Genomic DNA, 11065 nt, shown 5'->3' with positions numbered 1-11065 from the left:
ACCGGCACCACACGCTTCTGCGGTGCACACCCTGCCAAGGTTTTCCGCCGCCGGCAAACCCCTGATCGACGAGCTGTCATCTGCGGGCGTTACCGTCTCGGCCCATTGCGTACGCGGCCCCGACCGCCCTAGGGTGGCGCGATCGTGCCGCTTACTCATCGGTAGGAGCAGCGTGGACAACTCCAGAACCCCCACCTCTCGCCACGTGCTGTTCCTGAACTGGCGCGACACGAGCAACCCGGAGGGCGGCGGCTCGGAGGTCTACGTCGAACGGATCGCCGCCGAACTGGTCGCGGCGGGTCACCAGGTGACGCTGCTCTGCGCGGCGCACGAACGGGCCGGCGCGGCCGACACCACCGCGGACGGGGTACGGATGCTGCGCCGGGGCTCCCGGCACACCGTGTACGCCCGGGCCGCGCTCACCTGCCTGGCCGGGCGGCTCGGCCTGGGCCCGCTGAGCCGGCGCGGCCTCGGCCGGCCGGACCTGGTCGTCGACGTCTGCAACGGCGTGCCGTTCTTCGCCCCGCTCTACGCCGGCCGGCCGGTGCTCGCCCTGGTGCACCACGTTCACCGGGAACAGTGGCCGGTGGTCTTCGGCCCGTGGATGGCCCGGCTCGGCTGGTGGATCGAGTCCTGGCTGGCGGTCCGGCTCTACCGCCGCTGCCGGTACGTCACCGTCTCGCAGGCCAGCCGCGCGGAGCTGGCCGAGCTCGGGGTGGCCGCGGAGCGGATCGACGTGGTCCCGAACGGCACCCCGCCGGTGACCGGCGCGCCGCTGCCCCGCAGCACCCACCCGTCGCTGCTGGTGCTCGGCCGGCTGGTCCCGCACAAGCGGGTGGAGATCGCCCTGCGCACGGTGGCCGAGCTGATCGGGAAGCTGCCCGACCTGGAGCTGGTGGTGGCCGGTCAGGGCTGGTGGGAGCAGCCGCTGCGGCAGCTCAGCGTCGAGCTGGGGATCTCCGACCACGTCCGGTTCACCGGGTTCATCAGCGAGGAGGAGAAGCACGCCGTCCTCTCCGCGGCCTGGGTCGCGCTCACCCCGTCACTCAAGGAGGGCTGGGGCCTGACCATCGTCGAGGCCGCCGCCCGGAGCACCCCCACGGTCGCTTTCCGCTACGCGGGGGGCGTCGCCGAGGCGATGGTCGACACCGAGACCGGCCTGCTCGTCGACGACGAGCGGGAGTTCACCGATCAGGTACGGGAACTGCTCGCCGACGACGTGCGCCGCAAGGCCATGGGTGAGGCGGCGTTCGCGCACGCGTCCCGGTTCACCTGGGCCGCGACCGGTACCCGCTTCGCCCAGCTGGTCGCCCAGATCGCCCATGGCGGCGCCGGCCGCTGACCGGTCGGCGGCGGGCGGAAAGACAGAAGCCGGGGTGCCCGCACCAGCGGACCCCCGGCTCCGTTCGTCGTCAGCGCGTGCCGTACACGATGTCGGCGCCCTGCTCACTCACCTTGGTGTTGGCAGCTTCCTTGGCGGACGGGCTGAGCGCGTCCTTCAGACCGACACTGCCGAGCAGGCCGAGCACGACCCCGAGCACACCGACGGCCACGAACGCGGGCAGGTTCCTCATCCACCTTCTCCTTCCGCGGGACTCGCGTGCCGGGACGCTACCACGCGTCGTCGTACGCGCGCAGCGCCCGAAAAACCGATGACCACCACCACCGTTCCGGCGATCATGTGGGCCAGCCCCACCGCCCCGGGACGCGACGGACCGCCCGGCGCCGACCAGCGGGGGTTCTCGTAGAGGGTCAGCTCCGGTCCGGCGTGGACGAGTCGGAGACCGGCCAGGGTGCTCGTCGGCGGTGACGGGCCGGCCGCCCGCTGCACCAGCACCCAGCGCGGGCCGGCGGCGGTCAGCGGCGTACCGGCGGCGAGCAGCTCCCGCACCCGGGCCGCGCGCGGGTCCTCACCCGCCACGGCCAGGTCACCGACCCGCAGCGTGTCGTCGATCAGCACCGGCGCGGCGAGGTACCGGGGCGCCGGATCGATCACCACCTGCCCGCGGTTCCAGCCGTACCGCTGGTATTCCTGGAACGGCAGGGAGATCACCTCGCCGGGCCGGTCGTCAACCTGCCGGGCGACGGCGGCCCAGTCCGCCGGCCAGCTCACCGGGCGCAGCCGACCGAGCGCGCCGAACGCCAGATCGGGCAGGATCGCCACCGGCAGCAGCGCCGCGCCGACCAGCAGCACCTGACCGGTGTACGCGTCGAAGCGCTCCGCCAGCCGGCCGGCCAGCCGCTCCGCGCCGAGCGCACCGGCCAGCGCCAGGGCCAGCGCGTACCCGACGAGCAGCTTCTGACCGTCCCGGACCAGGCCCGCGCCGGGCACCGTGGCGATCAGCCAGCCGAGCAGGCCCACACCGCCGGGCAGCGCGCCGAGCGCCGCCGCCAGCCACGAGCCGACCGCGAGCAGCCCGAGCCGCCCGGCCACCCCGGCCGGCCAGCGCCGGCGCAGCAGGGGTACGCCGTACAGGGCGAGGAGCAGCAACAGCGCGGTGCCCAGCGGCGCCAGCGCGGCCCCACGCGACGCCGGCATGGTCTGCGCGTTCCAGATCCCACCGGTGCCGGCGAGCGCCGCCAGCGGTCCGGCCCAGTTCTCCGACCGGGCGGCGAACGCGACCACCCCCGCCGGATCGGACCGCCCACCGGTCGCGCTGCCCACTCCGGCCACCAGCCAGGGCGCGTTGACCAGCAGCGCCGTCCCGAGGGCGGTCGCCGCCGACCGCCGAGCGCCCGGATAACGGCCGGGCAGCAGCACCGCCATGGCCGCGAGCGCGAGCAGCCCGCCCGTCGGGGTGATCGCGGAAGCCGCGGCGGCCAGCAGGAGCCGGCGCAGCGCGCCCGGCCGACCGAGCCGTACGCCGATCGCCGCCTCGACCAGCCAGGGCAGCGCGGCGTACGCCACCAGCAGCCCCCACTGCCCGATCAACAGTCGCTCGGCCAGGTAAGGCGTCCACGCATAGCCGAGCGCGGCCACCACCCGGACCGACGTCCGTCCGGTCGGCACCAGCCGGGCGGCGCCGAGCGCGGCCAGGTAGAGGATCGCCACCAGCGCCAGCCGCTGCACCAGCCAACCCGGCACCAGCCCGGTGGCGAGCGCGACCACGGCATCCTGCGGCACCGCCCGGGGCAGCGCGGACGCGGGCGCGATGACGTCCCAGCTCAACGGCTGCCGGGGCACGAAGACCATGTCGTAGCGGAGCACGTACCCGGGCAGCGCCAGCGGCGCGAGCACCACCGCCGTCACGGCGGCGGCCACGCCGTGCGGCACCAGCCGTTCGCGCATCTCCTCGACCTCACGTGACTGCCGGGGCGCGACCCGGGCCGCGCTGGTGGCGGCCACTGTACGCGGCCGTTCCGGCGCGCCGGCCATCCGTGAACCATCCGTTGACCTGATGGGGCCGGCGGTGGCCGGTGTGGCAGTCTTCCCGCCATGGCATTGACGGGACCGGAGGCGACGACGCCACCCGACGAGAGCGGATGGATCGGCAGTTGGGTACGCGCCGACCCGGTCCGAGCGGTCGGCGTCGCGATGATCCTGGTGAGCCTCGCCTGGCGGGCGCAGCTCGCCTCCCGAGGCTTCCTCGCGGCCGACGACTGGGTGCTCGTCGCCCAGTCCGCCGGGTCGGATCTCACGCCGGGCTTCCTGTTCACCCTCTACAACAACCACTTCATGCCCGCGGCGCGGCTGCTCACCTGGCTGGTCACCCACGCGTTCGGGTACGCCTACTGGCCGTACGTGCTGCTGATGATCATCGGTCAGGCGCTGATCGCGGTGGCCTTCCATCGGCTGCTGCGGGCACTGCTGCGGCCGGGCTGGCTGCTGCTGGTCCCGCTCGGCATGTTCCTGTTCAGCCCGTTGACCCTGGAGGCGACCTCCTGGTGGGCGGTCGGCGCCAACATGCTGGCGATGCAGCTGGCCATGGTGCTCGCCCTCGGCGCCCAGTTGAAGTACGTCCGCACCAGGCGGAGGCGGCACCTGGTCTCCCTCGCCCTGTCCGTCCTGCTCGGCCTGCTCTTCTTCGAGAAGACGCTGCTGGTCGTACCGCTGGTCTTCCTCTTCACCGCGTGCCTGTTCGCCGACGGCGGCCCGGTACGCGCGGTGGCGACCACGCTGCGCCGCTGGTGGGCGTCCTGGGCGATGCTCGCCGCCGTCTCGGTCGGTTTCCTCGCCGCCTACCTGTCCCGCGCCGAGTCCTCGCTGCGCCAGCCGAACTCCCTCTTCGAGGTGCTCACCTTCCTCGAACAGCTGCTCGGGTCGACCCTGGTGCCCGGCCTGTTCGGCGGGCCGTGGCACTGGCTCGGCGCGGGCGACGGCGCGCCGGTGGTCGCACCGCCGGAGCTGGGGCGCTGGCTGGCCTGGGCGGCCCTGGTCGCCCTGATCGTGGTCACACTGCGGCTGCGCCGGATCGCCGCGCGGGCCTGGGTACTGCTCGGAACGTACCTGCTGGTGGTTGCGGCGCTGCTGGCCGCGACCCGGCTGGGCTCGATCTTCAGCGACCTGGCCGGGGCGGTGCCCCGTTACGTCAGCGACGTGGCCGTGGTGGCCGCGCTCTGCGTCGGCGTCGCCCTGCTCGGGCTGGCCGCCCCCGCGCCGGCTGCACCGCCGGAGGCGGAGGACGCGCCGGCTGCACCGCCGGAGGCGGAGGACGCGCCGGCCGCGCCGGACGACACGGCGCCGGTCGCCGAGGCTGCTGCGGCGACCACCGGGATCGCGGAGCAGACCGTCCCCGAGCCGGCCGGAGGGCCTGCTGCCGTCGCACCGTCGGCGGACGCACCAGGGGAGATGGCACCGCCCACACCGCGCCGGGGGATCATCCACGCGGAAATGGGCCTGGACGAGACGGCACCCGGTCCCGCCCCCGCCATGCGGCGGGCCACGACGGATCTGCCCTCGCCCGAGCCGGCGGCCGTCCCCGCGCCCCGGGCCGGCGCCTCGGATCTCGACCGGGTGCCCGACGTGGTGGCCCGCAACCGTGAGCCGGTCGCGGCGGCGCTCGCCGCCGTGCTGGTCGCGGCCGGGCTCGGCACCGCCTGGACCACCGCCCGGTACGGCGACGAGTGGGCGACCAACACCGGCCGCACCTACCTGGAGACGGTCCGCACCGAGCTGGCCGGCGCCCCGCCCGGCACCGTGTTCTTCGACCGGGTGGTCCCGAACGACGTGGTGCTCAACCTCTCCGCTCCGTACAACAAGCAGTCCCGGTTCTTCCGACCCCTCTCCGACCGGCCGGTGTTCGTCACCGAGGCGGAGAACCCGTCCGTCTTCGACGACTCCGGCCGGATCGCCGCGCTCGGTGTGGACGGGCCGTCGGTCCGGCCCGGGCCGGAGGAGGGCTGCGGCTACAAGCTGACCGACGGGCAGATGGTCCGGATGCCGCTCAACGGGAACCCGATCGAATGGGACTGGGTGGTCCGGGTCGGCTACCTCGCCTCGGCTGACGCCACCGCCACCCTGCGGCTCGGCGACGGCGTCCGGGAGTTCCCCGTGCAGCGCGGGCTGCACCAGGTCTTCTTCGAGATCACCGGCGGCGACGACGCCGTCGACCTCACCCTGCACGGCCCCGACGTGACGCTCTGCACGAACGAGGTCACCGTCGGCTCCGCCACCGCCCGCCAGTGAGGACGGACGACCGCACCGCCGTCGACGACGGCCGGGCGGCACACGGCGGCCCGGCGCAGGGCGGCGGCGGGAGGTCCGGCAGCACCGGGTTGGGCGCGGCCGGCGCGGCGGTGACCGTGGCCACCACCCTGACCAATGCGCTGGCCTACCTGGTCCCGGTGCTCGGCGCGCGGCAACTGGCCCCCGCCGACCTCGGCGCGCTGGCCACGGTGCTCGCGCTGGGCGCCATCGCAGCCGTGCCGGGTTTCGGGCTGCAGATCGCCGTTGCGGTCCACCGTGCCCGGCGCGGACCGACCGCCACCGCCCGACTGGCCCTGCTCACCGCCGCGCTGACCGCCGGGGTCACCGCGCTGGCGGCGCCAATGCTGGCGGCGCTGCTGCGACTGCCGATCACGCTGACGCTGCTGCTCGCGGTGACCACCTTCGCCACCGTGCTGGCCGGCCGGTGGCTCGGCGAGCTCCAGGGTGACCAGCGCTTCGTCCGGCTCTCGGCCGCGATGACCGTCCTCGCCGCCGGCCGGTACGGCGGGCTGATCGTCGGCCTGGCGCTCGGCCGCGGGCCGATCCTCTGCCTGCTGCTCGGCACGGTGACCGGCTTCCTCGCCCTCCCGCTGCTGGCCCGCCTGGCCGCCCCGGGCCGGTTCACCGCACCCCCGACGGCGGACACCTGCGCCGTGCCGGCCGCGCCGGCCGACCTGACGACACCCGCATCGGCCACCCCGGACGACCGGAAGCTGCGCCCTGGGCAGGTGATGACGGCGTGCGGGGCGACGCTGGCCATGCTGACCATCTCGTACGCCGACCTGATCCTCGCCCGTCAACTGCTCCCGGCCGCCGGCTCCGGCGGGTACGCGGTCGGGTCGGTGCTGACCAAGGGTGCGCTCTGGGCGCCACAGGTGGTCACCCTGCTTCTGCTGCCCCGGCTGGCCCAGGGTGACCGGCGGGCCCGCGCCCTCGGGATGGCCGTGATCGCCGCCTGCGGCGCGTTCCTCGTCGCCGCCTCCGCGTTCGCCGGAGAGTTGGCGTTCCGGCTCGCCGGGGGCACCGACTACCTGCACCTCGCCGACCAGGCCCCGCTCTTCGCCGCCACCGGCGCCCTGTACGCGGTCGTCTTCATGCTGGTCAACGACCGGGTGGCGACCGGTGCGCGCTGGCCGGCCGCGCCGCTCTGGGTGGCCGCGGTCGGGTTGGCCGTCGCGGCTCGGCTGATCGCGCCGCACACGGTGACCGGGGTGTTGACCTGCGCGCTCGTCACCGCCGCCGGGACCGCCGCGGTGATGTGCTGGCTGGTGTTCCGACCAGCGCGACGCTGACACCGGCTGCCCGGCCCCATCGGCGCCGGCCGGCTCTGCGACGGCAGGGACATCGACGCCTCCGACATCAAGCGCCGGCGCCGTCAGTCGCCGTCGGCCAGCCAGGAGCCGAGCAGGTGGTGGTCGATCGAGTCGGCCCGGCCCAGCGGCCGACCGGCGGCCACCCGCTCGCGCAGCTCGTCCCGGCTGAACCAGCGCGCTTCCACCAGCTCCTCGCCGTCGACCTGCACCTCCTCGGAGGCGGCGGTGGCCCGGAAACCGACCATCAGGCCGGCCGGGAACGGCCAGGGCTGGGAGCCCTGGTACGACAGGCCGACGACGGTCACCCCGGCCTCCTCGGCCATTTCCCGCCGGACCGCGTCCTCCAGGCTCTCGCCCACCTCGACGAAGCCGGCCAGCGTCGACCACGACCCCTCCGGGGCGCCCCGGTGCCGGGCCAGCAGGCAACGGTCCGGTTCACCGGGCGCCTCCACCAACACGATGATCGCCGGCTCGATCCGGGGGAAGAGGAGCCGGCCGCAGCCGGAGCCCGTGCAGGTGCGGGTGTGCCCGCCGCCGGTGGCGACCGTGTGGGCCCCGCAGCCGCCGCAGTACCGCTGCCCCCGGTGCCAGTGCAGCAGCCCCCGGGCGTACGCCTGGACCGCCGCCTCGGCCGGTCGCAGCCCGCCCGCCAGGGCCCGGACGTCCACCGCCGCGGCCGCCGCCGCCAGTTCCCGCGCCTCCCGCTCGGTACGGGCGGAGACGTCCACGGCGAAGACCGCCGCGCCGGCGTCCAGGCCGAGGAAGACCGTCTCGTCGGCGGCGGCGAGCAGCTCGGTGGCCTCGGCGACGCCACGCCGGACCGGGCTCCCGTCGGGCCCGACCAGGCAGTGGTCCCGCCAGAGCGGCAGCACCACGCTCTCCCGGTCGGTCAACCGCGCGGCGATCCACTCCGGGTCCGCCCGCAGCGCAGCGGCCCGGTCCAGCCACCCGCCGCCGTACGCCATGGTCCGCTCTTCGGTTTGCACCCGGACACCGTCCCACGGGCCGGCCGTGCGCGGGGACCGGCGGCGGGTGACCGTCGCGACACCGTCCGCCGGCCGTCCGACACGCGGCGGCGGAGATGCCCGGGCGGACCCTCCCGGCCGGCTCGAGCGTTGGATACCGTAGTTGTCTTCCGGGTGGGGGAGCTGCTCCCCACGTGGTACTTCCGATCGAGGTAGCTGTGACGCTGTACGGCGAAAAACCCCCACCAACCGACGACCGTCCCACGGTGCAGGTCACCGCGGTGAGCTGGCCGGGCGGCGAGCCGGAACCGACGGGATCGGGCGGCCGGCCGGCGGCCGGGTCGCGCTTCCGGCGCGGGCGGCTCCTGCTGGCCGGCGGGGTGACCGCGGCCGTGCTGGCCGCTGTGGCGGGCGCCGGCGCCTACGCGTACGCCGGGGACATCCCCCGCGGCACCACCGTGCTCGGTGCCGAGCTGGGTGGCCTCAGCCGGACGGATGCGGCCCGCGAGCTGCGGACGGCGTTGGAGCGCCGCGCGGGGGCGCTGAGCGCCCCGGTCCGCGTCACGGTGGGGGAGCGGACCGCCGAGGTCAAGCCGGCGGACGTCGGCCTCGCGGTGGACGTGGAGGCCACCGTGGCGGCGGCCGCCGCCGCCGACGCGCATCCGGTCAGCCGCCTCGTCGGCTCCCGCTCGGTCGACCCGGTGGTGACCGTCGACGTCGACCGGCTCGACGCCGCGCTCCGCACCGTGGTGGGAAGGCGGGGCCGGGAGATGACCATGCCGACGATCATCTTCACCGGCACCACGCCCAAGCCGGTCTACCCGAAGCCCAGCCTCACCCTCGACCCGCCGCGCTCGGCCGAGGCGGTCAAGGCAGCCTGGCTCGACAACCGGCCGGCCACGGTCCCGCTGGTCGAAAAGCACCCGGCGACCACCCGCGAGGAGGTGGACCGGCTGCTCGACGAGCTGGCGAAGCCGGCCGTCGCCGCCCCGGTCACCCTGACCACCGAGAAGGGTTCGCTCACCATCCCGGCGAGCGCGATCGCCGGTAGCCTGCGCTTCTCCGCGGACGAGGCGGGGAAGATGGTCCCCCGGGTGGACGTCAAGCGGCTGCGTACCGCGCTCGGGGACGGGCTGGCGAAGATCGAGGTGGAGCCGCAGAACGCCGGGCTGACCATCGCCGGCGGCAAGCCCAAGGTCGTGCCCGGTCGGGCCGGCCAGCAGCTGGACGGCGCGGCGCTGAGCCGCGACCTGCTCGCCGTCCTACCGAAGGCCGACGGCCGGACCGTCACCGCCCAGCTCGAGCCGGCCGAGCCGGAGCTGAGCGAGACGAAGCTGGCGGAGCTGGGCATCAAGGAGCGGGTCTCCACCTTCACCACCCGGTTCCCGGGGGGCCTCTCCTCGCCGCGCAGCCAGAACATCGTGCAGGCCGCCAAGGACGTCGACGGCACGATCGTGAAGCCGGGCGAGACGTTCTCGCTGAACGGCCACACCGGTGAGCGCGGCTACGACCAGGGCTACCAGGACGCCCCCGTGATCGTGGACGGCAAGCTGGTGCCGGGGGTCGGCGGCGGCGTCTCGCAGTTCACCACGACGATCTTCAACGCCGCCTACTACGCCGGCATGGAGGACGTCGAGCACAAGCCGCACTCGTACTGGTTCGACCGGTACCCGGCGGTGATCGAGTCGACGATCTTCTGGCCGGACCTGGACTTCAAGTTCCGGAACAACACGCAGCACGGGGTGCTGATCGACACGGCGTACACCGCCAGCACGATCACGGTCTCGATGTGGAGCACGAAGATCTACGACAGCGTCAAGACCGAGTACGGCCCCCGCCGCAACACCACCAGCCCGAAGACCATCCACCTGGAGCCGGGCCCGAAGTGCATCCCCAGCAACGGGATCGACGGTTTCAGCCAGGACGCCTTCCGGGTCATCCGCAAGGACGGCAAGGTGGTCAAGCGGGAGAAGTTCAGCTGGACGTACCAGGCCGAGCCGAAGTACGTCTGCGGCCCTGAGCCGTCCTGACACGGCATGCGAGCAAAAGCCCCGCCGGGCTCGTCGCCGGCGGGGCTTTTTCGTCGTACGACCTCAGGGGCGCGCGTCCGCGAGCCCCTGGCGTACGCCGGCCGCGTCGCGGTCGGTGCCGTAGACCGGGGTGTCGGGCTGCTGCCGCCAGCTCTCGTCCAGCGTGCCGGCGTCCACCGGCTCAAAGCCCAGCTCCTCCACCAGCTCCATCACCACCTGCTTGGCCTGGACGTCGTCGCCGGCCACCGGCAGGGCGATGCGGTCGGGCGCACCGGCCGGCCTGCCGTTGTCCATCAGATGTGGGGCTCGGATGTTGTTGAACACCTTCACGACCCGGGCGCCCTTCAGGTGCTCGGCCGTCCAGCGGCTGGAGCTGAGGCTCCGGTCGAGCAGCTCGGCGATGTCGCCGTCCCGCTGGGGGTAGTAGTTGTTGGCGTCGATCACCAGCTTCCCGTCGAACAGCTCCGCCGGCAGCTCCGGCACGGCCTTCACCGGAATGGCGAAGACGACCAACTCCGCCCCCTGCACCGCATCCTCGAGCGTGCCGGCCGTGGCGCCGGTCTCCGCCGCGAGGTCGGTGAGGCTCTGCGGGCCCCGCGAGTTGGTCACGGTCACGTCGTGCCCCAGCGCGCGCAGTCGACGGGTGAGGGTGCCACCGATGTGCCCCGACCCGATAATTCCGATATTCATGACCACTCCTGCCTCCGCCAACGCCTGGCGGTCAGTTCCGGTCGAACCATCAGCAGGTACCCCGGCCGGTCCGCCCCGATAGCGGACGAGGCGTACGCCACGTCCTGTTCTCCGCCACCACGGCGGGGGACGCACCGCGGGCGGTCCCGCACCGACGGTACGAGACGAGACGGGCCGTTAGGGCGGATTCACCGAAGGCGGTGGACCATTCGTGGCCCGCTCGGTGAAAGTGCTGGAAACGCAGATGAGGCCACCCCGAAGGGTGACCTCATCTGGAAAGATTGTCCGGCGGTGTCCTACTCTCCCACACCCTCCCGAGTGCAGTACCATCGGCGCTGGAGGGCTTAGCTTCCGGGTTCGGAATGTTACCGGGCGTTTCCCCTCCGCCATGACCGCCGTAACTCTATCGACATGTCAAAC

At 74.0% G+C, this 11065-nt stretch carries 7 protein-coding genes, 1 rRNA gene and 1 pseudogene; 4 read left to right on the top strand and 5 right to left on the bottom strand.

Annotated elements, in window-relative coordinates:
* Positions 1–172: 172 nt before the first annotated feature.
* Entirely contained in the window at positions 173–1342 is a 1170-nt protein-coding gene (locus tag SLP03_RS10875) for a glycosyltransferase family 4 protein (RefSeq protein WP_319460427.1), read from the top strand.
* A 70-nt stretch (positions 1343–1412) separates the two neighbouring features.
* On the opposite strand, the gene SLP03_RS10870 is transcribed toward SLP03_RS10875, so the two are convergent.
* On the bottom strand, positions 1413–1574 hold the full coding sequence (locus tag SLP03_RS10870) for a hypothetical protein (protein ID WP_319460426.1): 162 nt from the start codon (positions 1572–1574) through the stop codon (positions 1413–1415).
* Complete coding sequence (locus tag SLP03_RS10865) at positions 1571–3289, bottom strand: hypothetical protein (protein ID WP_319460498.1); 1719 nt, start codon at positions 3287–3289, stop codon at positions 1571–1573. The genes SLP03_RS10870 and SLP03_RS10865 overlap by 4 nt, the downstream gene beginning before the upstream one ends.
* Before the next feature lie 147 nt (positions 3290–3436).
* Between SLP03_RS10865 and SLP03_RS10860 the strand changes: the two genes are divergently transcribed.
* Together SLP03_RS10860 and SLP03_RS10855 are read left to right on the top strand one after the other, a co-directional pair.
* Positions 3437–5626: a hypothetical protein gene (locus tag SLP03_RS10860; RefSeq protein WP_319460425.1), complete on the top strand. Its 2190-nt coding sequence runs from the start codon at positions 3437–3439 to the stop codon at positions 5624–5626.
* A gap of 89 nt (positions 5627–5715) precedes the next feature.
* Positions 5716–6976, top strand: a pseudogene (locus tag SLP03_RS10855) (polysaccharide biosynthesis protein); the annotation flags it as partial.
* A 46-nt stretch (positions 6977–7022) separates the two neighbouring features.
* Here the strand turns inward: SLP03_RS10855 and nudC are convergent.
* The gene (nudC, locus tag SLP03_RS10850) at positions 7023–7946 is read right to left on the bottom strand and encodes an NAD(+) diphosphatase (RefSeq protein WP_319460424.1); all 924 of its coding nucleotides are present in this window, start codon (positions 7944–7946) and stop codon (positions 7023–7025) included.
* 197 nt (positions 7947–8143) lie between these two features.
* Here nudC and SLP03_RS10845 point away from each other — a divergent pair, with 197 nt between their 5' ends.
* Positions 8144–9955, top strand: coding sequence for a VanW family protein (locus SLP03_RS10845; protein ID WP_319460423.1), 1812 nt, complete (start codon positions 8144–8146; stop codon positions 9953–9955).
* 63 nt (positions 9956–10018) lie between these two features.
* Here SLP03_RS10845 and SLP03_RS10840 read toward each other — a convergent pair whose 3' ends face one another.
* Together SLP03_RS10840 and rrf are read right to left on the bottom strand one after the other, a co-directional pair.
* Entirely contained in the window at positions 10019–10645 is a 627-nt protein-coding gene (locus tag SLP03_RS10840; protein WP_319460422.1) for an NADPH-dependent F420 reductase, read from the bottom strand.
* 283 nt (positions 10646–10928) lie between these two features.
* Positions 10929–11045: ribosomal RNA gene (gene rrf / locus SLP03_RS10835) — 5S ribosomal RNA — on the bottom strand.
* Positions 11046–11065 lie beyond the last annotated feature (20 nt).

The organism is Micromonospora sp. RTP1Z1 (genome assembly GCF_033804685.1).
Taxonomy (GTDB): Bacteria; Actinomycetota; Actinomycetes; order Mycobacteriales; family Micromonosporaceae; genus Micromonospora.
Note: the sequence above shows the minus strand (reverse complement) of the source record. Positions and strands in the feature narration are given on the sequence as shown.